This is a genomic window from Streptomyces sp. NPDC021356, assembly GCF_040641015.1.
Lineage (GTDB): Bacteria > Actinomycetota > Actinomycetes > Streptomycetales > Streptomycetaceae > Streptomyces.
The window spans coordinates 45,469-68,709 of the sequence record NZ_JBFACU010000020.1 but is presented as its reverse complement, the minus strand read 5'-3'; the positions used below and the strand labels follow the sequence as shown (position 1 = coordinate 68,709).

At 70.3% G+C, this 23,241-nt stretch carries 20 protein-coding genes and 1 pseudogene; 10 read left to right on the top strand and 11 right to left on the bottom strand.

The window, feature by feature from the left end:
* The first annotated feature begins 6 nt into the window (after window positions 1-6).
* A complete protein-coding gene (locus AB0G56_RS25900; protein WP_360973226.1) occupies window positions 7-882 on the top strand; it encodes a LysR family transcriptional regulator in 876 nt (291 codons plus the stop codon).
* A 276-nt stretch (window positions 883-1,158) separates the two neighbouring features.
* On the opposite strand, the gene AB0G56_RS25895 is transcribed toward AB0G56_RS25900, so the two are convergent.
* Window positions 1,159-2,778 (bottom strand): FAD-dependent monooxygenase, encoded by a 1,620-nt coding sequence (locus AB0G56_RS25895; RefSeq protein WP_360973224.1) that lies wholly within the window; start codon window positions 2,776-2,778, stop codon window positions 1,159-1,161.
* Between the two features lie 88 nt (window positions 2,779-2,866).
* Between AB0G56_RS25895 and AB0G56_RS25890 the strand changes: the two genes are divergently transcribed.
* On the top strand, window positions 2,867-3,475 hold the full coding sequence (locus AB0G56_RS25890) for a TetR/AcrR family transcriptional regulator (RefSeq protein ID WP_360973222.1): 609 nt from the start codon (window positions 2,867-2,869) through the stop codon (window positions 3,473-3,475).
* Window positions 3,476-3,874: 399 nt separating this feature from the next.
* Here the strand turns inward: AB0G56_RS25890 and AB0G56_RS25885 are convergent, their stop codons facing one another.
* The gene (locus tag AB0G56_RS25885) at window positions 3,875-4,354 is read right to left on the bottom strand and encodes a CGNR zinc finger domain-containing protein (protein WP_360973220.1); all 480 of its coding nucleotides are present in this window, start codon (window positions 4,352-4,354) and stop codon (window positions 3,875-3,877) included.
* 106 nt (window positions 4,355-4,460) lie between these two features.
* Here AB0G56_RS25885 and AB0G56_RS25880 point away from each other — a divergent pair, with 106 nt between their 5' ends.
* Window positions 4,461-5,327 (top strand): alpha/beta fold hydrolase, encoded by an 867-nt coding sequence (locus AB0G56_RS25880; RefSeq protein WP_360973218.1) that lies wholly within the window; start codon window positions 4,461-4,463, stop codon window positions 5,325-5,327.
* Window positions 5,328-5,539: 212 nt separating this feature from the next.
* Here the strand turns inward: AB0G56_RS25880 and AB0G56_RS25875 are convergent, their stop codons facing one another.
* A complete protein-coding gene (locus AB0G56_RS25875) occupies window positions 5,540-6,085 on the bottom strand; it encodes an EF-hand domain-containing protein (RefSeq protein WP_360973216.1) in 546 nt (181 codons plus the stop codon).
* A gap of 979 nt (window positions 6,086-7,064) precedes the next feature.
* Here AB0G56_RS25875 and AB0G56_RS25870 point away from each other — a divergent pair.
* Together AB0G56_RS25870 and AB0G56_RS25865 are read left to right on the top strand one after the other, a co-directional pair.
* Window positions 7,065-7,499: a hypothetical protein gene (locus tag AB0G56_RS25870; protein WP_360973214.1), complete on the top strand. Its 435-nt coding sequence runs from the start codon at window positions 7,065-7,067 to the stop codon at window positions 7,497-7,499.
* Window positions 7,472-9,127 carry a S1 family peptidase gene (locus AB0G56_RS25865; protein ID WP_360973212.1) on the top strand — a complete coding sequence of 552 codons (1,656 nt, stop codon included), beginning with the start codon at window positions 7,472-7,474 and terminating at the stop codon, window positions 9,125-9,127. The genes AB0G56_RS25870 and AB0G56_RS25865 overlap by 28 nt, the downstream gene beginning before the upstream one ends.
* A 318-nt stretch (window positions 9,128-9,445) precedes the next feature.
* On the opposite strand, the gene AB0G56_RS25860 is transcribed toward AB0G56_RS25865, so the two are convergent.
* Window positions 9,446-10,462: a hypothetical protein gene (locus tag AB0G56_RS25860; RefSeq protein ID WP_360973210.1), complete on the bottom strand. Its 1,017-nt coding sequence runs from the start codon at window positions 10,460-10,462 to the stop codon at window positions 9,446-9,448.
* Between the two features lie 353 nt (window positions 10,463-10,815).
* Window positions 10,816-11,829: an NADPH:quinone reductase gene (locus tag AB0G56_RS25855; protein ID WP_360973209.1), complete on the bottom strand. Its 1,014-nt coding sequence runs from the start codon at window positions 11,827-11,829 to the stop codon at window positions 10,816-10,818.
* A gap of 114 nt (window positions 11,830-11,943) precedes the next feature.
* Here AB0G56_RS25855 and AB0G56_RS25850 point away from each other — a divergent pair.
* Window positions 11,944-12,062, top strand: a pseudogene (locus AB0G56_RS25850) (IS256 family transposase); the annotation flags it as partial.
* A gap of 3 nt (window positions 12,063-12,065) precedes the next feature.
* On the opposite strand, the gene AB0G56_RS25845 reads toward AB0G56_RS25850, so the two are convergent.
* Complete coding sequence (locus AB0G56_RS25845) at window positions 12,066-12,692, bottom strand: hypothetical protein (RefSeq protein WP_360973207.1); 627 nt, start codon at window positions 12,690-12,692, stop codon at window positions 12,066-12,068.
* A gap of 319 nt (window positions 12,693-13,011) precedes the next feature.
* Entirely contained in the window at window positions 13,012-13,791 is a 780-nt protein-coding gene (locus tag AB0G56_RS25840; RefSeq protein ID WP_360973205.1) for a helix-turn-helix domain-containing protein, read from the bottom strand.
* Window positions 13,792-13,897: 106 nt separating this feature from the next.
* Between AB0G56_RS25840 and AB0G56_RS25835 the strand changes: the two genes are divergently transcribed.
* The gene (locus AB0G56_RS25835) at window positions 13,898-14,356 is read left to right on the top strand and encodes a nuclear transport factor 2 family protein (RefSeq protein WP_360973203.1); all 459 of its coding nucleotides are present in this window, start codon (window positions 13,898-13,900) and stop codon (window positions 14,354-14,356) included.
* A 268-nt stretch (window positions 14,357-14,624) separates the two neighbouring features.
* On the opposite strand, the gene AB0G56_RS25830 is transcribed toward AB0G56_RS25835, so the two are convergent.
* From AB0G56_RS25830 to AB0G56_RS25820, 3 genes are all read right to left on the bottom strand, one after another.
* The gene (locus AB0G56_RS25830) at window positions 14,625-15,665 is read right to left on the bottom strand and encodes a hypothetical protein (protein WP_360973201.1); all 1,041 of its coding nucleotides are present in this window, start codon (window positions 15,663-15,665) and stop codon (window positions 14,625-14,627) included.
* Window positions 15,666-15,704: 39 nt separating this feature from the next.
* Window positions 15,705-17,642 carry a DNA/RNA non-specific endonuclease gene (locus AB0G56_RS25825; protein WP_360973199.1) on the bottom strand — a complete coding sequence of 646 codons (1,938 nt, stop codon included), beginning with the start codon at window positions 17,640-17,642 and terminating at the stop codon, window positions 15,705-15,707.
* A gap of 79 nt (window positions 17,643-17,721) precedes the next feature.
* On the bottom strand, window positions 17,722-18,093 hold the full coding sequence (locus AB0G56_RS25820; RefSeq protein WP_360973197.1) for a hypothetical protein: 372 nt from the start codon (window positions 18,091-18,093) through the stop codon (window positions 17,722-17,724).
* Window positions 18,094-18,975: 882 nt separating this feature from the next.
* Here AB0G56_RS25820 and AB0G56_RS25815 point away from each other — a divergent pair.
* The 3 genes from AB0G56_RS25815 (at window position 18,976) to AB0G56_RS25805 (ending at window position 21,581) form a co-directional block, all read left to right on the top strand.
* Entirely contained in the window at window positions 18,976-19,578 is a 603-nt protein-coding gene (locus tag AB0G56_RS25815) for a dihydrofolate reductase family protein (protein WP_360973195.1), read from the top strand.
* Between the two features lie 1,042 nt (window positions 19,579-20,620).
* Window positions 20,621-20,830, top strand: coding sequence for a hypothetical protein (locus AB0G56_RS25810; RefSeq protein WP_360973193.1), 210 nt, complete (start codon window positions 20,621-20,623; stop codon window positions 20,828-20,830).
* Window positions 20,831-20,891: 61 nt separating this feature from the next.
* Complete coding sequence (locus AB0G56_RS25805) at window positions 20,892-21,581, top strand: restriction endonuclease (RefSeq protein WP_360973191.1); 690 nt, start codon at window positions 20,892-20,894, stop codon at window positions 21,579-21,581.
* Window positions 21,582-22,096: 515 nt separating this feature from the next.
* Here AB0G56_RS25805 and AB0G56_RS25800 read toward each other — a convergent pair.
* Window positions 22,097-23,035 (bottom strand): MerR family transcriptional regulator, encoded by a 939-nt coding sequence (locus AB0G56_RS25800; RefSeq protein WP_360973189.1) that lies wholly within the window; start codon window positions 23,033-23,035, stop codon window positions 22,097-22,099.
* Window positions 23,036-23,241: the final 206 nt, after the last annotated feature.

The following is a 23,241-nucleotide window of genomic DNA, read 5'->3' as shown; positions in this document are numbered from 1 at the left end:
GGAAGGGTGAACGATCTCGGACAGGACCTGGAACTGCGGCTGGTGCGTTACTTCACCGTGGTGGCGGCGCACCAGCACTTCGGCCGGGCCGCCGCCGACCTGCGCGTGGCCCAGCCGGCGCTGAGCCGCCAGATCCAACGGCTCGAGAAGCATCTCGGCGCACGACTGCTGGACCGCGCACCTCAGGGCACCCGGCTCACTCCGGCCGGCCAGAGGTTCCTCCCCCTGGCCCAGGCCCTGCTGCAGGCCGCCCGCCAGGCCGAGCTGACCGTGCGCGAGCAAGCCGAGACGGAACGAATCGCCATCGGCTACGTCGAAGACCTGGTGATCACAGCCGCCGTAGGGGAACTGCGCCGTCGTCACCCGGACGCCGAGATCGCCACCCGGTACCTGAGCTGCCGCGACGTCGGGGCGCTGTCCGACAAGCGCGTCGACGCCCTGATCGCGCGGGCCCCACTGCCGCTCGCCGCCGGCGACGTGTTCACCACCCCGCTGTACGAGGAGCCCCGGATGCTCGTGGTCCCGCGCGGCCATTCCTTGGCCGACCGTGCGTCGGTGACCGTGGAAGAACTGGCCGGCGAGGAGGCGGCGCCGTGCGCGTTCGAGACCGCGGACTGGTCTTCCTACCGGGTCCTCGGGGCCGGCGTGCCACCGATCGAGAGCTACGAGGACAAACTCGAACTCGTCGCAAGTGGCAGGGCGATCGCCGTGCTACCGGTCGGCGATCGGCGTAGCTCACTGCGTCCCGACCTCGTCACCGTCCCGATCGAGGGCGCTCCTCCCAGCCAGGTCGTCCTGGTCAGCCGCAAAGGTGACCCGAATCCGATGATCGGGAATCTCCGGCTCGCGGCCGAGGCCGTCCTGACCGGCCCGGCAGCCTGACCGGAACCAGCCGGACCCGCTTGGCGCTGGACTGTACCGAGCGGCGCTCATACGTGCCGCGTACGTCGCGCATCCGCCGGTATCGCTCGGGGCCAGGTTGAGCCGGTTCAGCGTCCGGCCCTTCGGAACGGCGATCGAGCACGCCGTCTCGACCAGGACTTGTTGCCCAGGACACCTCAGCCGCCGGACACCGCGCAGGCGGAACCAGGCGGTGGGGGCCGGCCCCGCGGCCGGGCGGGGGCACCGTGCGGTGCTTCTGTCGTGGGTTCTGTGGGCTCAGTGTGCCGGGTGACCGATTCCCAGGGCCCGTCTGGTGGCGCCGGTGAGGGCTGCGCGGGGGTCCGGGGCGGTGTGGGGGGCGCGCCAGGCGATCACGTGGTCGGGGCGGACCAGTAGGGCGCCGTGGTCGCTGATGCCGCAGGCGTCGGTGTGCCGTGTCAGTGCGGGCGCGGTGGGGTGGGGCAAGGCGACCGTGTCGAGGAAGGCGCCGTGCGGATCGAGCTCACGGGCAGCTCGTGCCCACAGGTGTCCCTCGGGTCCGGTGAGGAGGAGGTAGCGCCCGTCGCGGACCAGGTCGAGCGTGGAGCGGGGTCCGTCCGGGCCCGCGAGGGACAGGTGCGGCAGTCGGGTGCCCGGCTCGCCGCGCCAGCGGTCCGGTTCGTCGGCCGCCGGCAGGCCGGCGGCCGGGTCGTCACCCGGCATGGGGTAGCGGTAGCCGATGGCCAGCGCTGCCTCGCTGAGCAGCCGGTGGTCCTCGGTCGGGGCCCCGGCATGGCTGGGGGCGCGCAGCAGCGCCTGTTCCACTGTGATCCGGCCCACTGCGCGGCGCTCGGGCTCGTAGTCGTCCAGCAGCTTCGGGGCGGCGTGGCCGCGCAGGACTGAGACCAGTTTGGTGGTGAGGTTCCAGGCGTCCTGGATGCCGGTGTTGGCGCCGAAGCCGCCGGTCGGCGGGGTGACGTGGACCGCGTCACCGAGAAGGAAGATCCGGCCGGCGCGGTAGGAGTCGGCCAGCCAGCCGCCCATCTGCCAGGGCCGGTGTCCGGTGAGGGTGAAGTGTGACGGCGGCAGCCCGAGCGCGCGCGAGACGATCTCACGGCAGTACCGGTCGTCGAATGCGGCCGGACCGGTCGTCGCCGGGTCGTAGGTCACCGACACCGTCCCGCGGTCCTGTGCGCTGTCCCAGGACAAGAAGGCACGTTCTGGCCCGGCGGTGAAGGCTAGGGCGAGCCTGCGGCCGTCGAGGGTCCGGCGCAGATCGGCCACGAAGCCGATCTCCATGACGTGCTCGAGCACCGCGGTGCCGCTGCGGCCGATGCCCAGGCTCTCCCGGACCGCGCTGCTGTTCCCGTCCGCGGCCAGCAGGTACTCGGTCGCCAGTGTGTACGTGGCGCCGTCGGCGCCACGTATCCGGGCTGTGACGTGGTCGTCGCGGCGGTGCAGGCCGAGGAGGCGGTGCCCCAGGCGCAGGTCGGCGCCGGCGGTGCGGGCATGTGCGCGGACGACCTCCTCCAACTCGGCCTGCTTGACGAAGGCGCTGGGGCTGGGTGAGACGTCGCTGAAGTCCTGCGCGGCCGGCAGCGGCCAGCGCCGCAGCTCGGGGCCGGTGAGCGAGGTGACCACTGCCGCGTGATCGGCGGGTGGGTGGTGCTGGGCGGCGTAGACGTCCTGGTCGGCGCCGACCGCGCGGTACGCCTCCATCGTGCGCGGATGGAACAGCTTGGCGCGCAGCCTTGTCGAGACCGCAGGGTGCTTCTCGACCAGGACGGGGGCGACGCCGCGGGCCGCGAGGAAGAGCGCGGCCGAGGCCCCGACGATGCTGCCACCCACGATCAGGACGGGAAGGCGGGCCGCGGACACCGGCGGATCCGCAGCGGCCGCAGTTATGGGAACGGACACGAGAACCTCCTAAAGGAAACAGAACAGGTCTGTTCCATTATTGCCACGCACCCGAACCCAAACGCAACAACCCTGTATCGTTACGGGGGTGAACTCGGAACCACCGGCTCGGCGCGGCGGCCGGCAGCGCGACCCCGCCGCCGACTCGGCCATCATCGAGGCGGTCCTCGACATGGTCGCCGCCGGCGCCACCCTCAGTGGCCTGTCCTTGGTGGCCATCGCCAAGCAGGCCGGAGTCTCGCGCAACAGCGTCTACCGGCGCTGGAAGACCAAGGACGAGCTCTACCTCGACGTGCTGGAGACGATCAACAAGCCGCGGCCGGCACCGGACGGCGCCGGCACCCGCGAAGACCTGGCCGCCGTGCTCCGGGTCCTGGCCGAGCGCGTCGTCGACGACCGGGCCGGCAGCATGCTGCGCGCCCTCAACGCCGAGGCGGTGACCTTCCCGCAGCTGCACCGCCGCTACTTCGAGGAGATCGTCGCCTCTCGCCGAGAGGCCATGAACCGTGTCCTGCGACACGGCGTCGAGCGCGGCGAGATCCGTTCCGACGTCGACCTCGACCTGCTCGCGAACCTCCTCGTCTCACCCCTGCTCGCCCGCATGGCATCCGGCGACACCGACCGGCTCGACCCGGAGGAAGCCGGCCGGCAGATCATCGACCTCGTGCTCGACGGCGCGGCGGCTACGCCGAGATGACGGCCCCCGATCCGGGCCGTGCAGTCGTGCCGTCGGTCCATGACACCTCGCCGCGGCCCTCCGTGTGCTCCCGGCCCGGCGCTGCGATCGAACTTCGCTGAGGTCCGTCGACATTCGTCGAGCCTTGGTGCAGCGGCCGGTGTTGCAGGCGGAGGCGGCCGCACCGGAGCGCGAGCGGCACGGTGAGGCCGGCCGTGCGTCGCACTTCGGGCAGGGGCGGCGCTCGACGTCGTCCGCGTCCGATCGGCCGGACGCGGAGAGGTCGTGAGGGCCCGTCATGGCCCCGGGCTTTCGCACCATGCAAGTCTCAGAAGGGGTTCGACAGGGGGCAACAGACATGCCGGGCCCGGAGGCCAGCGGCCCTCTTGCAGGACCGCGAAGAAGATAACGGGGGGCGCGTCAGCGGGTGCGTTCGTAGTGGCGGCGTGCCTTTTCCCGGTTGCCGCAGACCGCCATCGAGCACCAGCGGGCACGGTTGGCACGGCTGCGGTCGAGCAGGAACAACTGGCACTCGTCGTTGGCGCATGGGCGTAGCCGGCCGGGCATTTGCTTTTTCACGGCGGCCCAGGCGAGAACCACCTCGATGGCCAGCCGGGCGTGCGGCGGAGCCTCGACCGTCCACTGAAGACCGTCCGAAGTGATCTCCGGGGTCTGGCAGACCCCTTCGAGCAGCGGGCTCAACGCGGTGGGCGAACGTTCTCCGCGCACTACGTCCCGCAGGAGGTCCCGCGTCTCGCGCAGCAGCGCCAGTTCCGCGAGGCTGCCTTCGCCGCCGTGCTCCCGTGCCCAGCGTCTGCCTCCGGCCGGGTCGCCGAGCGCATCCTGTTCCTCGCCGTTGACCAGTGGCCTGCTGTTGAGCAGGTCCAGCAGCGTGTCCACCGGGCGCCACTCTCCCTCTAACCAGATCGAATCAATTGACAGGTTAGTTCATCCCGTGCTTGCATGGCGAGTAACTAACCGGATTAATCACTCAAAGGGGTTAGGTATGAACTCGGTGCACCACCGGACCGCCACCGTCGACGGCCACGAGATCTTCTACCGCGAAGCCGGCCCCGCCGACGCCCCCGCGATCGTCCTGCTGCACGGCTACCCGACCAGCTCGTTCATGTTCCGCGAACTCATCCCGCTGCTGGCCGACGACTACCACGTCATCGCGCCGGACCACCTCGGCTTCGGCCACTCCGACGCCCCCCTCGTAGCGGACTTCACCTACACCTTCGACGCCCTCGCCGAACTCACCTCCGGGCTGCTCGACCAACTGGGCCTGGACCGCTACGCCCTCTACGTCCAGGACTACGGCGCCCCCATCGGGTGGCGTCTCGCGCTCAAGCACCCCGAACGGATCTCCGCCCTCGTCACCCAGAACGGCAACGGCTACGAGGACGGTTTCGTCGAGCCGTTCTGGACCGACGTCTGGGCCTACGGGGCGAACCCCGGTCCCGACACCGAACCCGCCGTCCGCGCCGCGCTGAGCATCGACGCCATCCGTTGGCAGTACGTGCACGGCGTGCCCGACCCGAGCGTGGTCAGCCCGGACACCTGGGAGCACGACTTCGCGCTCGTCTCCCGCGAGGGCAACGACGAGGTCCAGCTGGCGCTGTTCCGGGACTACCAGAACAATCGCCCGCTCTATCCGCTGCTGCACGAATTCCTGCGCACCAGCGAGGTCCCGGTGCTCGCCGTGTGGGGCCGCAACGACGAGATCTTCGGCCCAGCGGGCGCGCGGGCCTTCGCCCGCGACGCCAAGGACGCGGAGCTTCACCTGATCAACGGCGGTCACTTCCTGCTGGAGAGCCACCTGGACGTCGTCGCGGGTCACCTGCGCGGCTTCCTCGAACGGGTGCTGGGCTGAAGCCGCACCTCATACGCTCCGGGCGCCGGTCTGCGGAGAGTGACGGCCCCGCCCGACGCCCGGCAGTCCGGCCGCGGTCTTACCAGGCTCGCTCGCCCCGAGCAGCAGGGTGCGCAGCAGTCGCAGGCGCCGTCTCACTGACGAGTACGGAGGTGGAGGGGTCGAGGAGACCCGCTGGAGCCCCCGGGTGACAGACGAGGGTGGCATGGCCGTCAGGTACGGGTCGGCACCGGGCCGCACAGCTGATTCCCCGGTTCCGCCGGGTCGTCGCTGATCCAGAACTGGATCCACAGCTCGGTGAACTCGGGTCGGCTGAGGTGACCGTCCCCGTCTTGGTCGAGTTGGTCGAAGACGCCGGCGGTGTCGACGCTCTCGCCGTGCCACGTGTCGACCAGCAGCCGGTGCTCGGTGGGGGAGATGCGGCCGTCGCCGTTCTCGTCGACGGCGTCGAAGATGGTCTCGGCGGTCGCGGCGACGACCTCACGCATGATGGGCAGTCGGTCCACCATGGCGAGTATCTCGTCCAGGTCGACCTTGCCGTCGTTGTCCGTGTCCACGTGGGTCGCGAGGTGGTCCCACCAGCCCAGCATGACCGTGTCGACCCGTGCGGCGAGTTCGGACCCCGGCCGCACGCCGGGCAGGCCCCTCCAGCGTTCCGCGAGGGCTTGGAAGTCGCGCTGGTCGAGGTAGCCGTTTTCGTCCGTGTCGAACGCGCGGAACATGTTGACGAGCTTGTCGCGCTGGAACTCACTTGCCACGGCCGGCCCTTTCTGTCGGGGTCCACGGTGATCCTGCCCGCGAGCGGTCGAGCCTCAACGGCGCATGGTGGCGCGGGAGGGCGTGCCTGGCTCCCGATCGTGTGCCCGACGCCTCACGCGCCCTGTTTGCCCACGCGCCCTGTTTGCCCGCACGGGACAGCGCGCAGCGGTGACACCCCTTCGGCATCCGGTCGGTCAGGTCGGCCACCCTCGTGGACGGCAGGGCTTTGACATCCACCCGCGTACCCAAGTCGGAGAACTGCATCACCCTGTGGACCTTGACCGCACCGCACGGGCAGCTTGGGGCCGAGTCCGTCTCGCAGCCGGGCTCCGCCGGGGAATACGAAATCCTCACGCAGGAGTGCGCGGCCTTCGCAGGGCAGTGACGGACCTCACACGGGATCTTCAAGTGGTGCCCGGTTTCGTCTAGTTCAGGCAGTGGACAAGCTCGTCGGGCGGCGATGACATGTATGGGCTCGGCAAACCAGGGATCTTGAAGGACGGCATTTCCGGACGATTTCGATGATGTCTGGGCGAGGGGAAAGCGACTGATGGTCGCCGGGGGGCGGGAGCTGTCGAAGTGCGGGGGAATTTGCAAGTGCTCGAGTTCGGCGGACCAGTGGGACTGCCGTTTCCGAGCCGTTTCCGGTTGACGCTCACGGAACGGGTGCGCACAGCGCGCCGCGGTCCGGGCACCGGGCCGGCACCCGACGTGGGCGCACTCGTCGACGACGCCCCCTGCCCGGTCACGACACCGCGCTCGCGATGTGTGACGGACACCCGCGACTCCACTGTGGAGAAGACCCGTTGACTCGCCCCGGCCGTCGAGGCGGTGCCCGCCGCGCGCGGCGGCCACGGCGCGAACACCCCGCGCACCCGACGGATCCCGGCTGGGTGCCCTGATTGAGCAGGACACCCAGCCGACCCCGCGCCGGGCGCGCACATCCGGCAGCCCCCCGTGGATCGACGAAGGAACGGGATGAAGGCCCACGTCGTGACCGCGGCCGAGCCGCATCGCAAGAAGTTCATCGCGCGCGCCCTGCCTGCGGCCATGGCCGCAGGCGAGGTGGTGTGGGGCTTGTCCCCGGCTTTCCCGGCTGGGGCGCAGGGCAGCGGCGAAAGCGGCCCGGCGGTGCCTGTGGCCGGCGAGGCGCCCGGCCACGGGTTGGCGGACTTCAACCACCCGGGGGCCGACCGGATCCTCCAGGAGCGGGGGCGTCGCCCTCGAGTGAAAGTCATCGCGAGGCGCCAGGAGGACACCATCTGCTTCCGGCCGGTCGGCCCCTCCGGCCGGCTCGGCCTGAAGACCCCCGGGACTCACGCGATGCGCTCGTCCGATGTAGCGCGTCGAAATTCCAGCTCACCACCGCATCCAAAGGAACCAACATGCATCGAATCAAATCAACCCCTTTGACGAAACTCGCCGCAGTGGCAGCGGTCCTGGTGTCGGGGCCCCTCCTCCTTCCCACCGCCCCCGCCTCCGCTCTCGCCGGCACGCCCGTCGCTGACACCGGTTACACGTTCACCGCGAAACTCGCCATCGGTGACACCTTCAGATCCTGCACCGGAACACTCATCAACGCCCAGTGGGTACTGACCGCGAGCAGCTGCTTCGCCGAGAACCCGGACCTCGGCTACCAGGCCGCCCCAGGCGCGCCGAAGTGGAAGACCACCGCGACCATCGGCCTGACCCGGCCGGGCTCCACCGTGAGCCAGGTCAGGGATGTCGTGGAGCTGGTGCCGCGCGCGGACCGGGACCTGGTGCTGGCCAAGCTGGCCTCCCCCGTCACCGGTATCGCCCCGCTGCGGGTCGGGGCGACCGCGCCGACGCAGGGTGAGCAGATGCAGGGTGCGGGTTACGGGCGCACCAAGGACACCTGGGTGCCCGACACCCTCCACACCGGCGCCTTCACCGTCAACCAGGTCGACGACACCCAGCTCCTGATCGACGGGACACCGGTGTGCAAGGGTGACACCGGAGCCCCTGTCCTTCGTGAGAAGAACGGCTTGCTGGAACTCGCCGCCGTGGCCAGTACCTCCTGGCAGGGCGGCTGTCTGGGATCGGCCGCGACCCGCACCGGCGCCGGCGCCACCCGCGTCGACGACCTCGCCGGCTGGGTGAAGCAGTCCACTTCCTCCACCCTGACCCCCTGGCGTCTGCAGATGGTCGCCACCACCGCCGGCAAGAACCTCTTCCACACCATCCGGGACAGCAACTGGGACTGGTCCGCCTTCGGTGACGTCGAGCAGGAGGCCGGTGACATCGGCGAGGTCGCCGTCGCTTCCGACGCCGCGATCTCCGGCACCAACACCATCGTCGCCCTCGGCAAGGACGGCACCCTCTACCAGGCCGTCCGCAACCCCGACGGCACCTGGGTCGCCTTCCGCCCCCTGACCACCGAACTCGGCGCCCTCGCCGGGATCAAGAAGATCGCCGCCACCTCCGTCGGCAGCGAACTGCAGCTCGTCGCCATCACCGACAGCCGCGTCTACCACGCCACACGGGACGCCTCCGGCCAGTGGTCCAAGTGGGGCGACCTGACCGCCGGCATCGGAGCTCTGCCCAGCCCCACGCAGGTGACCATCGCCCGTGTCGGCGACAGCACGCACGTCGGCGTGGTCCTCGCCGACGGCAGGGCCTTCCACACCATCCGCCACAGCGATCGCACCTGGGACAAGTGGGGCGAGATCACCAAGGTCCCCGGCGCCCCCGCCAAGGTCAGCGACATCGCCTTCGCCGGCACCGGCAATGATCTCCAGGCCGTGCTCACCGAACCCACCGGCGGGATCAAGCACGTCGCCCGCCTCTCCACCGGCGCCTGGACCGCCTTCGGTGACCTCGCCGCCTCCGTCCTGGGTACCGGCCCCGTCACCGCCGTCGCCGCCACCTCCGTCGACGGCGAATTCCATACGGCCATCATCAGAGACGGCGTGATCAAGCACACCATGCGCCACACCAACGGCACGTGGGAACCGGCGGACACACCCCCCGGCGCCCCCGCCGACCCCACCACCCTCGCCATCACCGGCAGCTGGAACTGACCCCAGCACACGAAGTCCGACAACCGGGGTGGTGGGCGGCCGATCCGCCTGCCACCCCGGACCCGCCGCGTCATGCTCCGCTCATGCCCGCCTCGCCCTGCCCTGTCCTGCCCCGATGTCTGCCTACGCCCGGCATCCGCCGTGACCTGTCCCCGGTGACCGGGAACACCAGGGTTCACAGGACTGCGAACCGTGACGGAGCACGGGCGCGGTGGCGTGCCGCCGCTTGTCGACCGTGACGGCGAAGATGACGGAGAAGGCGTCGGGTTCGTGGTCGCCCGACTTCTCGCTGGGCCGTCGGCCACAGGCGCGGGACGTTCACCGGTCCGGTTGCGGACCCGGACCGGACGCGGCGGCGAGGTGGTGGGAGTCAGGCGTGGGTGGTGAGACCGTCCGCCCCTTGTCGACCGTCAGCTCCGTCAGCGCGAAGCAGCCGACGGACAGGGTGAGCAGTCCGGCGATCAAGTCGGCGGTGTTGGCGACGCCCAGCAGGGCCGACGTGGCCGGTGAACGCCCCACGTCCATCCAGCCGCTGGACCCGAAGACGACACCCGTCCCCGTCCAGGCCATCGCCAGCGGCACCCGCACCCGCGCCCATCCCCACCGGCGGAACACCAGCGCGTGCAGGCCGGCCGCTCCGGCCAGCGCCGCCAGGCCGTGCACCAGGTCGCCCGTCCGGCCGACAGCGTTCCGGTGGGCGATCCACTCCGCGTTCATGCCGACTCCCGACCCCAGTCCCCACGCAAGGTGCAGCACCCCCGAGAAGACGAGGAACCCCAGGGCAAGCCCGGCGAGTACCCGCTGCACCCCCTGGGTACCGGCCGGATCGGTCAGGTCCCGCACGCGCGTGCGCAGCAGTCCACCCCAGCGCTCGTCGGCGTACAGCGCGAATGCCGCGAGCAGGACCAGTCCTTCGGCACCGAGCCCGCCGTAGACGACACCGAACACCCAGGGTCGGAGCGTGTCGTTGGTCATGACCGGGTTCTTCGCGCCGGTCGCCGCGATGACGCCTTGGCTCACCGGCAGTGCGACCATCAGCGCGACGAGCATCCCCGTCGCCACCCACATCGGGAAGAGGATCAGCCAAGCGCGCACGGTCCGCCCGCCGGGCCGGTTCAGAACGTGGGCGATCAGCGCCGCGATCGCGTCCATTGCGAACGTCACCGCGTTGGCCGCGACCCACTCTGCGCGTGACAGGGTGCCGAGGTCCTTCACCCCGACATCGGCCCCGGCGACCCACAACAGCTTCAGTGTCAGATACGGCAGGCACGCGACGACGGCGAACCGGGCGAGGAGCCGGCGCCTGCGGGCTCGGCGTTCAAGGTGACCACACATGGACACGACTTTGTTGCACTGAGCGCGGCGGCACGTCACACCACGGGACCAGGCCGCTCCTCCGCACGGCGGAGGAGTTCCGATCCGTGCCAGCCGTCGTACATGCTCCGGCGGGCGCGGGTCGGACCATGGCCCAGAGGGCTGAGGCCTGGCGGTCGACGGCGCCACAACCCCGACGAACGTCATCCTGGCGAACCCGACGTCCGACCCGGCTGGTCGGCGATCGGCGGTGGTCTGGGAGTGGCCATGCCACCGAATTCCGGCACTGCGGGCACGGACAGACCGCCACCGGCTCACAACTTCGGGCACAGCTCCCCGACACTCCGGTCACCTGCCGACAAGCAGTGCCACGGTCACGGGATATCGAGCAGGACCTTCCCGACCACGCCCCGCTCAAGTGCGGCGTGGGCGTCAGCGGTACGCTCCAGCGCGAAGCGGTGCAGCGGCACCCCGGCCTCCTCGCCGACGCGCAGCGCACCCGCGTCCACGGCCGCTGCGACGTCAGTGAGCGCCTGCTGCTTCGCGGCACGCGGCACGGTGTAGACGAAGACGCTCTGCCACCGCAGGTTCGCCGCCAGCGAGGAGAGTACCGGGACGGACAGATGCTCGTCCTCGCCGCCCGAGTAGTAGGCGACCACAGCGCCCGGGGCGGCCACCGCGATGTCGAGAGCGGAGTTGGCGCCCGGTGCGACCTCCACGACGATGTCGACGCCCTCGGGGGCGAAGGCCAGGATGTCCGCAGCCGCGTCCTGCGTACGGTAGTTCACCACGTGGTGGGCGCCTGCCGCACGCGCCAGCACGGCCTTGGCAGGGCTGCTGACCGTGGTGACCACACGCGCTCCGGCCCAGCGGGCGAGCTGGATGGCCGCGTTGCCGACCGCGCCGGCGCCGCCTGCCACCAGTACGGTCGCGCCCCGCAGGGTGCCGGGCGCGATACGCCCCGGTCCGCCGTCGTGAACGGTCAGCGCGCGGTGGGCGGTCAGGGCCGGGATGCCCAGGGCGGCGCCGAGTTCGAACGGAGCGTGGTCGGGCAGGTCGACGGCGTGCGGGGCGGGCACGAGCGTGTACTGCTGTGCCGTTCCCCAGGGCCGCTCCCACGCGGCCTCCCAGATCCACACCCGCTGTCCGACCCGCACCGGGTCGACCTGCGAACCGACGGCGTCGATCACCCCTGCGCCGTCCTGGTGGGGCACCTGCTCGGTCATCCCCGGCGGCAACGGGCGCCTGCGGCTGCGCCAGTCCGTGGGGTTGACACCTGAGACGTGGACACGGACCCGTACCTCGTCCGGGCCGGGTTCGGGCACCGGACGCTCGACGAGTCGCAGGACCTCGGGTCCGCCGGCAGCCGTCCGGATGACGGACTTCATCTCTCACTCTTCCTTCGCTCGTCCTGGGGAGAAGCTGTCGCCCGGGGAGAACGCCGCTCTGTATCGGACTCGCCCTTCAACTCCCTTACGGAGCGAGGTATTCCGGGAGTGTGTCCGGAGACCAGCAAGGTGCTTTCGCTGTTCTGCCCGCACGGCCTGTCGTCGGGCGACTTGGTGCCCGCGCTGGAGCAGTTCCCCGGCTCCTCGGCGGCCTCTCGCCCGCCACCGTCACAACGTCAACGCGGCAGCGAGAGTCGGCGTCGCTCTGTACCTTCTATCGTTGCGATGACACGGTCGGTCAGGCTTTCCCAGGGGTGCGGAGCGAGGACCGGCACGTCTGCAGTCCGCGCCTGCGCGGCGAGCCATCGGCCGTACAGCACGCTGACGCGTGCGCGATGGCGCTGTGGTCCGGCCTCCGGCTCCCGGCACAGGTAGTTGGCCGCCACCTGCGCCTCGTCTTCCTCATGGAGGAAAACGGCACGGACGGGGCCGCCGGGGGGCGTCGCTCCGGGCAGGACGTAGTCCCCTTCCAGGATCACCGGAGTGTCGGTGTCCACATGGTTGGCAACCACCGCCGTGATCGCCGGCGCCAGCGTCTCGGCGACCGCGATCTGCCGTTCGACCACCGACTCGGGCGTCTGGCGGGCGGCGTCCGGGTGGGTGCGCCAGAAGTGGATCTCCGGCAGCTGCTCCGGAAGTGTTATCGCGAGGAGTGCCTCCACGATGTCGTCGACCTCCACGACGGGGATGTCGTATCGTCGCGCCAATGCCCGCCCGACACTGGTCTTCCCCATCCCGGACGCGCCTCCGACGATGAGCACTCGCCAGTCGGGAAGAGTTCTCGCCTCATCCTTACCGTTCATGCGGGCACAGTAACGGCCGGTCTGCGTGACGATGACGAACTCCGCCGGGGCGCTGACGGACCGGGCCGACGCCGAACGACGGAGTAGCCGCCACCCTGAGTCCCAGTTCGCGGCCGGGGCGTCCAGGGCACCGGCACCCGGCAGGTCGGCTGTGGCGGGTTCTGCCGGGCGAGGGTGACGGTGATCGGGGTGTCCGGGCACTGTTCGACGGCCTTGGTCAGAGTCGTCGGTTCACGGTGCCGGTTCGTCGCGGACGGGCAGGGCCACCGTCTCGTATGGTGACGAGTACCCCTTCGCCCCGATCTTCGTGGCCACAGCATCAGCGAGCGCGCAGTCGATGGGCCTTCTGGCGGCAGGCGTCGCTGCAGTACCTGCGGGGACGCCCGGTTGCCGCGGCCGGCAGCGGGCTGGTGCACACAGGGCAGAACCCCTCGCGAGTTTCGTTACGGACCGACGCGACGCTTTCGTCATGGTCGGGCGGAGTCGGTTCCCATTCGGGTGCCGTTGTCGCGGCCGGCAGTTCGCTCGCCGCTGCCGGGCGCAGGGCGTCGCAGGTCAGGGCCACCATGCGCCCGCTGGAGTTCCGGCTGGCCTCCATGGCGATACAGCCGGTCGCAAGCGCCACCACGTCGGCCTCGTCCACGTCCGCCCGTACCGCGCCTGCCTGTTGGGCTCGCAGCAGCAGCGCGGCGACCGCCTCGCGGAACTCCCGCTTCAGACCGGAAGTCGTCGCGGGGCGGATCTGCGCTCGGCCGTCCAGCGCTGCTGCCAGGGCCTTGTTGAACGTGACCCTCTCAACCATCTCGGCGAAGAACGTGAAGAACGCCCCGCCGGGGTCGTCGGCCGTGATCATCGCGCGGGTGTCTGCGGCCATCCGCGCGACGCGGTGCACGATGACAGCTTCGAGCAGGGCGTTCTTGCTGGGGAAATGTCGGTAGACGGTGCCCGCGCCGACCCCGGCCCGGCGGGCCACCTCGTCCAGCGGGACATCGGCCCCCTCGGTGGCGAACGCCTCCTCGGCGGCCCGCAGCACCCGGGCCCGATTGCGGCGGGCGTCCGCGCGTGGTTGCCGACCGGTCTGGGTGCCTGCGTCCGCCATGGGGTCGGCCTTTCTTCTCCCGTAGGCCCCTGATTGACAAGCGGGGCGCCCGTTCCGTAACTTCAAGCGGGTCGTACGTTCCGATTCTATCCCCCGGGGGTCTGCCATGCCCGCAGCCAGCACGCTCAGCCCGCGTGAGGTCGCCAAGCGCTTCCTGCGGGTCGCCGCAGAGGGCACTTCCGACGAACTCGCCGACCTGTACGCCGAGACCTCTGTGATCGAGATGCCGTTCGGACCTCAGCCCGGCGTACCGCTGCGCTTCGAGGGCCGTGAGGGTCACCGCGCGCGGTTCAAGAGGTTCGCGCCGTCGCTGCGGGTGGAACGCATCGACAGGGTCACCCTCCACGAGACGGCCGACCCCGAGGTCGTGATCGTCGAGTACGACTACCACGCCACGGCGGTCCCCACCGGACGCCCCTTCACCAACCGTTACATCATGGTCATGCGCATCCGGGACGGCCTCATCGTGCACTCCCGTGACTACGTCAACCCCCTTGTGAGCGCTGCCGCATTCGGCAACCTCGACCGCCTGCACCAGGCTGCCGGGCAGTCCCTGGCCGACTGACACATCAAGTCCGCCCGTACTGACGGGCTCCGAGTCGGTCTGCGTGGCAGTCGCTCAGTCCCTGCTCGGCTTGGGCCTTGACTTCTGATCTGGAACACGGGGCGGGGCCGCTGGGCCCCGACGAGAACGAACGCCGACGCCGGGGTGCGGCGCGTGGTCGGCGGGCACGTGTCTCAGGTTTCCCGGGCTGTGAGCTGGATCGGCAGTCGACCGGCCGCTGCGAGGTGGTGAAGCTCCTGCCGGCTCCTGCAGGCTCCTGGCGTGCTGGTCACTGGACCAGCTCGATGTGGGGATGGGACGGGTCGGCCGGGCAGGCGTGGAGCTGGAGGTTGTAGCCGCCGACGATGTCGATCAAGGTGAAGTTGCCGTCCCGGGCGCCCAGGGGAGGCGGGGCCTGGTTCGTCGGTTCCTCCTCGGCGATCCAGGACTTGCTGATGCCGTCCCACTCCGAGGAGGCGATGGTGAGGAGCGGGACCTCCTCGGTACCGCACTCCGGGCAAGGGCGGTCGACGGGGTCGATGTCGCCCCAGGTGGTCCAGCCGCCGGTCTTCCAGCCGGGGGCGGTGGAGAGGTTGCCCAGATAGAGCTCGCCCAGATCGTCCGTGTACGTGCTGTACTGCGCGGGGTCGATCGTCTCCCAGCGGCGCACGTCGTTCAACTGGTCCCGAAGCTCGTCGTCCAGCTCCCTGGGGTGGGGAAAGTCGGTGACCTGCTCCGGTGAGAACAGGCACGGCTGCGGGAGGTAGTAGTCGAGCTGGACGATCGGCGGCTCGGGCGGTGCGTCGAGGACGTCGGTGACGGTGGCGGAGGAGCGCCAGAAGAGTGTGGTTTCGGGGTGGGCGTCCGCGTGGTCGAAGGGACACCACAGGACCTGGAGCAGGTCCGCGTCGGGCGGGCACGGGAAGGGGATGTCGCGGGCGTAGAGCTGGGCCACGGGCAGGAGGGGGATCGGGCCGTCGAACCACGGGCGGCCCGCCCTGATCCGCTCCAGGGTCGCCAGTTCCTCGGGGGTCCACTGGGCTGCCTCGGGGTCGAGGTGCAGCCGCTCGGCCGATGCGGCATGGACGCGGCGGAGGAGCCGGATGTCGTCCGGGGAGTGGACCACCGGCGCCACGCGACTGTCGTGCGGCTCGTCGCAGTACGGCCACGGCTCGTCGGCGGGCCACAGGAGCGGCCCGCCGACGGAGCTGTCGTGCACGGTGGGCGATCCGGGGCGCGGATGCAGCCGGGTCGCCGTGCGCGCCAGGGGGGCCAGCTGAGGGAAGAGCGCGGTGATGTCGAAGGGCCGCGGTGGGGTGGTGAGACTCATGCCGGCTCCCGTGGGCGCGAACTGCTGCGGATCTGTGAATCAGTTACCGAGGTTGAGCGTCCCAGTATTCATCAGGGTGTTGGTGACGTAGACGTTGGGGAACAGTTCCTCGGTCGTCCCGTTCGCCCGTTGGACGTCGGCGCGCATCGTGACGCCCACCGGGATGGTGCTGTTCGCGTCCTTGTAGACGGGCGTCACCTGGTAGAAGATCGCGTCGTTCGCTCCGAGAGTGGAGCTGGGGTCCTGGATCATTCTCTGCGCCATGTCCTCGTAGGTCCGCATGCTGGGCGTGCCCGTGTTCATCCCGGACTGCCAGCAGGGGACGAGATTGGACCGGGTCAGCGCAGTCGTGCCCATTCCGCCGAGGATCCTTGCGATGAGATGGCACCGGGCCAGCCCGTTGGTGACTCCGTTCGCCTTCTTGAACGCCTCCGCGTCCTTGTACCCGGTGACGGGATCGCTGGTTCCGCTTCCCTTGGTGGTCTTCTTCCCCAGGCACGCCTGCGCCTGGGTCGGCCGCTGTCCGGGCCCGTCCGCCGGGGCAGTCTGGTTGACGAGCGGAACCGGCTCGGTCGTGTTCTTGAACCAGCCGTCGCCGTTGGGAAGCGCCCCGGCCGGCGGGGGGTCGTTCAGGCAGCTGGCCTGCGGTCCGGTGTCCGGCGTCGAGACCGTCAGCTCGAACTTGTCGGCGTCGATCACCCGCTGGGCCGTGAAGCCGTCGGCGAGCTGCGTCTCGGCGAACTGCTTGTCGGCGGGGGTGACATGGGACTGCACGCAGGGTGAGGCGGGGTCGAGGACGTGTCCGTCGTTGAGGACGTAGGTGTCCCATTCGCCGTTGCCGAGGTTGGGGATCACCTCGACGCACCGGTCGCCGGCGGCGCCGCCCTCCTTCGCCTCCCCGAAGGGGAAGTCGGCGCAGGTGTCACTGTCGACGAGCTCCGCCTGGGCCGTGAAGCCCGCGCAGGTGGCGGCGGTGCGGTCGGCCACACCGCTCGTCGACCGGGTCAGGGGGCTGCCCTTCTTCCCCCAGGCGCCGCTGAGGTTCTTCTGGGCCCAGCCATAGGTGGCCACGGCGCCGCCCGCGTCCGCGCTCGTCGCCTTCATCGGCACGACGGCCATGACCGAGGGGACGGCACAGCCCGCCACCGAAGTGCCGCCGACCGCGTCGTCGCACCTGATCTGACGCGCGTTCTTCCACGACGCGTTCGGGTCGACCGCCGTCGCGCCCGGCGACGTCACGTACATCGCGTACGCCGTGTAGAAGGAGGCGGAGGAACCCGCCGTCTGGGACGAGGAATAGGTGACGGTGCCGGTCAGGGTCTGGCCGAGGACGATGCTGCCGCCGAACCAGGGAGCGGTCTTGGTGGCCGTGCAGCCGGCGTCGCAGGAGGCGCGGAACTTGGCGTTCAGCGCGGCGACGTCGCCGGTGGCGCTGATCATGGTGACGGAGACCTGCTCGCTCCAGGTCGTGGCCGTCGCAGAGAGGTCACCGCCGGTGGAGACCTCCAGGACGCCGCGGCCCAGCTCGACGCCGTCGCTGTTGCGGAGGATGTAGGTGACGTTGATGCCGGTCACGCAGTACGAGAAGCGCTCGTAGCTGTAGTTGCCGGGGCTGGTGATGTCGCAGCTGCCGGCGGTGGCCGCGGCGGTGGCGGCCACGCCGGTGCGGGTCTTCGCCTTCGCAGGGGCGGGGGCGACCGTCACGCATGACTCGACGGCACCTGCGCGGCGCTCCTTGGAGCCCGGCGCGGTGGCGGTGCAGTCCTCACCGGAGCCGGCCGCGAACCTGCTGGTCCCGGTGGTCTTCGCGCCGGATGCTGCGGACTTGGTGGCCAACGTGGCCTTCGCCGGCGCGGGCGGCTCGGCCGCCTGGCTCGTCGCGGCTGTCGTGAGGACGAGGGTCAGGGCGGTGAGGACGGTCAGGACCGTCGAGCGGGCGCGTCTTCTTGTGGCGCGCCCGCCAGGTATTCCATGCATGGAGGCAGGAACTTTCCGTGAGATGAGAGGGCAGGGGCGCTGCCTGATTGCGGCGCCCCGGGAGAGAGGACGGGCGGGATCAGGCAGTCAGGCCCCAGATGTCGCTGAGGCCCTTCGTGCTGCCGGAGACCAGGTCCTCGCCGGTGTCTGTGATCTTGCTGACGACGGGCTTGACGAGGCCGCCGCCGAGCGCCTTGTCCGCGGCGCCCCGGATCTCGGTGCCGGTCCCGTAGCGGGCCGTGGAGGCGGCGGCCTTGACGCCCTTGCCGCCGGTCAGCCACGCGCGGACGGCCTTGGCGCGCTCGGTTTCCGGCACCGGCACCGGGCCGGTGCCCGCTGTCTCGGCGGCCGCGGCGGTGGCCGGCCGCAGGACCGAAGAGGTGGCGGCGACAGCGGTCGCGGCCGCGAGCGCGCCGAGGCCGCGGCGTCTGCTCCAGAAAGCTTTCTGCATACGGGACTTGCCCTTCTGCGAGTAATGCGGTGACGTGTCGGATTTCGCGCCGTGGCGGACGGCGGATCCGTGGATCGACGCCCGCTGCAATTCGTGAACAGTACCAACATCCTAGAAATGTGCGGAAGTTGGACCTGTCGAGGTGCCAACGGTGCACTGTGGCATGAAAATTGTTCGAGTAGGCACATTTCCCATGAAAGCATGAGGTCAGATCATGCGGGCGTGACGCAGATCATGGAAAGCTTGCTTCCAATGCCCAGATATGAGCAGTTCACGGCGCTGGGCGTGGATACGTCGCTGTGCTGGGACGCCAGAGCCGATGTCGATCACCGGGGTTCGAACAGTGCGTCGCGGAGGCGCGCCAACGGTGCGCAAGGGGGCCTTTCATTCCGCGTGTGCGGCTTCCCCTGGTCGCGACCGGTTTCACGAGCGGCGGTTTTCAAGCCTGCGCGGTGGTTACGGAATTGGGAACGCGAAGAAGGAAATCAGCGCCGACGTCGCATGGCCACGGAGAATGCGGCTCACGGTACGCACGCTCGCCGGACCGGAACCTCCTGGTGCCTGGTGCCTGGTGCCTGGTGCCCGGCTGTCGGCTCGTCTGCTCGGTCGCCACCTGCCTCATCACCTACAGACATGTCGACGCCTATGTCAGGACCTTCAAGTGTTGGCCGTGAGCGAGTCGGCGGCCGCGAAGAGGGCGGCGTCACGTCCGGAACCAGCCTGCCGCGCCAGTCCGGAACCAGCCTGCCGCGCCAGTCCGGAACCAGCCTGCCGCGCCAGTCCGGAACCAGCCTGGCGCGGCAGATCCGCCGCAGCCGACCTCGCGGCGACCCTCGCCGCGGACTCGCACGACACCGACAGCATCGACACGAGGAGCACGACATGACAGAGCAGGTCGCTGGCCGCAGAGTCGTCACCAACCTGGCCCTCTCCCTCGACGGCCGCTACGCAGCGCCGGACAACCCGCTGGGCATGAGCTGGGTGATGCCGTACGCCGTCTCAGACGTCGCCCGCGACCACCTGACGAGCCTCTGGGAGCCGGCCACGACGGCCCTGCTCGGGCGGGTCAACGCCGAGGGGTTCCTCGGTTTCTGGACCACCGTCATCGGCACGGAGGGCGCCGACCCGCGCGACGAGGGCTTCGCGAGGTGGCTCGTCGACACCGACAAGGTGGTGCTCTCCTCGACCCTCGACGAAGCGCCGTGGGAGCGGGCGACGATCGTCGACAAGCCGGCCGCCGAGGTGGTCGGGGACCTGAAAGCAACCGAAGGCGGTGACATTCTCGTGCTGTCCAGCGCGAGCGTCATCAAGGCGCTGCCGGCGAGCGACAAGGTCGACCGGCTGGCGCTCACGATCTTCCCGGTCTTCCTCGGTGGCGGGCCCCGCCTCTTCGCCGACGGTCTGCCCGCGGGGCAGCGGACACTCGTCAGTCAGGCCGCGGGCGAGCACGGCACGCTGGCCCTCGTCTACGACCGGGTCCGCTGAGCCGACCGATTGGCTCTGCACTGCCCCTCTTGCCCAGCACCGAGTGATCGTCGGCCACCAGTACCTGGCCGGCCGGGCTGCTGCAGCGACTACGGCAGGCCAGCCTGGGGAGTCCAGATAGACCTCGTTGCTGGCAGCGGCGCCGACCGCGTCCTGTACCTCCTGTCCGTGCTGTAGGCACCACCAAGACGCGCCATCACCCGGGGGCCACGGCCATGGGGGAGCGCCTTTCCCCGGCCGCGTACGTGGTGCCGGGGTGGCGAGGCCGCTCGGGCCGGCGGCGGCCGGCTCGGGGCGTCGCAGCGCCACGTCGTGGCGCCACTCGCGCAGCGACCGCTGCCCCTGCCGTTCGCCTGGCGGTGCTGGCCCCCGTCAGTCGCAGATGCCGCGGCCCGCGCCTCCTACGCCCTGCGTTCGCACTGTCCGGGCAGGCGAGCCGGACTTGAAGCAGCTTTCCAGGACGCGGCCATCAGGACCGTGATCGTCGGCTTGCTTGTCTGTCCGGATCCACGAAGTCGACTCCTTGCGCAGCCTTCCGCTTTCGCCGCTCCGTCCGGCATGCGTCAACCATCGTGCTCCGGGGCCGCCCGTTGCGGTGATCTCCGGCCCGATATCCGTCATGGTGATGTGGCCGTCGTCAGACTCGCGCTCATGAGAAGGCCGGCACCGGGAGGGTTCGGTCCCCGCTCGCAGGGTGGGTGCTCGCCCGACACACGACGTGGTAGGCGTAGCGCTGGTCGCCGACTTCGGCGAAGGGATGGCCGCCCGGACCGCGTGGGCGATGGCATACCCGGCCCGTCATCCTGACGACTGCGGGTACGCCATGGCCCACCTGAATGACGAACGTCCCTCTGCCGACCGAGATGGGGTACAGGATCGCAACTGATCTCCCTGCGCGGTATTCGGCCAGGTCCGATGGGTTTGTGCCATTCGGCGGCAACCCGTCTCCAACATCGCTGAGGCGCCGCTACACAGGAAGGCCGGGTGTGGCGTGCTGCCGTCCCAGCAGGGTGATGGCCGGTCGGTGGGGAGGTCTGGACTGTTGTTGACCATCAACGTGGCGGTGTTGCTCGCAGTCGTCGTCGTCTGGCGGCTGCGTCGGCGTACGGAGGCCCGTAGCCGCTTCGACGAGAAGACGACCGTCGTCATCGTCCTGGCGCTGGGCGTCCTGATCGCGCCCACCCCGGCGGGCCAGGGGATCTTGAACATCGTGGGACAGCTTGCGAGCGGCGTCACGCAGGCCGGCCGATGAGTCCCCGCACACGCAGGGGACGGTCGGGGTGCGGGCCACTGGTCGTGGGAACGGGGGAGTGATGGCAGCACGTCGACGGCGCCGGCGTTTGAAGAAGCGGACGCGCAGGCAGTTGCAGGGCTGGGGCGGGCTGGTGGCGCTGGCTGCCGCGGTGTGGGTGGCCGGGCACTGGACGGTGGTGTGGCCCGTCCTGGTGGCCGTGCTCGCCGCGGCCGTGGTGGGCGGGGCCGGATGGGCGCTGCTGCGGGCGCATCGTCGCGCGGTCGGCCAGGACCGCGCGTGGCGGGCCCAGGAGGAGGCCAGGGCAAGGGAGTTGTCGATGGCCGAGGTCGACGCGTTGTCGTGGCAGCAGTTCGAGACCTACGTCGCTGAACTGTGCCGACGGGACGGCTGTACGAAGGTCGTCGTCAGCGGCAGGAGCGGCGACCTGGGCGCGGACGTCGTCGGCTACCTGTCCGACGGCCGCAAGCTGGTCGTCCAGTGCAAGAAGTATGCGCCGCAGCGGAGCGTGTCCTCGCAGGACATGCAGAAGTTCGTCGGTACCGCGCGCCTCGAACACGGCGCCGACGTCGCCTTGTTCGTCACCACCTGCCGCACGTTCACGAAGGCCGCACTGGGCCTGGCGCTGCGCCAGGACATCGTGGCCCTGCACCGGGACCTGCTGGGCTCCTGGGTCAAGGGCGCTCATCTGGAGACCTTGATCCCGCTGAACGGAAGCGGCGACGGCACCCGGCGACGCCCCTCTGCCTGACCGTCAACGACCCGGTGGACCGGCTGACGTCATGGTCGAAATGCCAGGCCGGAGCGGCTTCCCGTCGAGTCCGACGGTGACGGCGGTGCGCAGGCGGCCGACAACCCGGCGGGACTTGGGGCGTCGGGCGCCCATGCGCCACATCGACCAACTGGCCCCCAGATCCTCGGCCCCCGGATCCTCGGCCCCCGGATCCGCGGCCCCCGGATCCGCAGCCCCCGGCTCCTCGGCCCCTGGACCTGCGGCCCCCAGATCCTCGCCCCAGATCCACGGCCCGCCGTCTCTCCCACACGGGCCGCCCGCTGACCTGAGCCCGAGCCTCGGACGACCGACAGCGGCCGCAGCTTCTGCCCCGTTGAAGCCCTCGGCTTCGACCCGGCCGCGTCGGCCTGCCCGCAGCTCAAAGGATGCGCTCGCGCACGTGAAGGTGGCCGTCGAGGGGATATGCGGGCGGTGCCGCGGGCGGGAGGTCGGTCAGTTCGTAGTGGCACTTCTGCGCGTGTTCGTCGGTCGCGTCATCGGGCCGCTCGCGCCCGCAGGGCCTGAACGGACCAGTCGGTCAGTGGTGCCAGGGGCTCGGGGGCCGGCCAGTCATTGATCACTGCGAGCAGGTGGAAGTACCGGTCCTTGCGTGCGCCGTTCGCGGACTCCAGCCGGTGCAACAGCCAGTCCTGCAGCTGAGCGTCGTCGGCGCGGCCGACGGCGAGCGCACACTCCGCGGTGAGCGTCGCGACCACAGGATCGGCCTGCGGTGAGTCGGGGCTGATTCCGGAGCTCACGGCTGCTGCCGCGCGTTCGCGGGTGACCGCGAAGACGTCCGGGCGGGGCGGCGTGCCGACGCCGTCGGGCAGATCGGCCACGTGGTCTGCGACCAGGCCCCGCATGGCGTCACGAAAGCCGGGGTCCAGGGACAGCTCCGCCAGCTCCACCCATGCCTCCACCTGTTCCTGTGTGGGGCTGTCGGGCAGTTCAGGGGTCATGGAACGTCGTACGGCGGCTCTACCGGACATGACGTGCCCGTCGTCGAAGATCGCATCGAGGAATTCGCTGATCAGGCGCCGTCTCTCGGTCCTGGACAGCGTGGCCAGCTGGTGCATGCGCTCCATCTCCTCAAAGGTCGGCTCGCGTCTGGCCGCGGTGGTGAGCACGGCTTGTCGCAGACGCAGGACGCTGATCTGCACGTTCAGGGCGGCGGCGTGCTCGGCGGCGACTTGGGCGAGCGTGAGTTCCTGGTTCGTGACACGCCGGATCACGTCGAGGCCGAGGCCGAGTTCGCGCAGCGTCCGCACGACGGCCAGGCGAACGACGGCCTGCGGGCCGTAGCGGCGGTATCCGGCGGGGGTGCGATCGGCCGGTGTCACGATGCCGCGGTCGGAATAGAACCGGATCTTCTTGACCGTCAGCCCTGTGCGCCGAGCCAGCTCACCGATCGGGTACTGGGTACCGTCGTCCATGTCCCCACCTTCAGGTCTCCCTCCGTGGGAGAGTCAAGTCCTTCCCCAGGGGCACGATGCTGGTTCACCGTCGGTGGTGCTGTCGAGGACGGCGGGAACCATCCTCAGGCTGTGGCGGCGGGGCCGGCCCGGCCGTCTCCACCCTCTCGTCGACCGCGGCAGGCAGCGGCGAGACTCGTCGCGCAGCTCGGGCATCGCGGGCATCG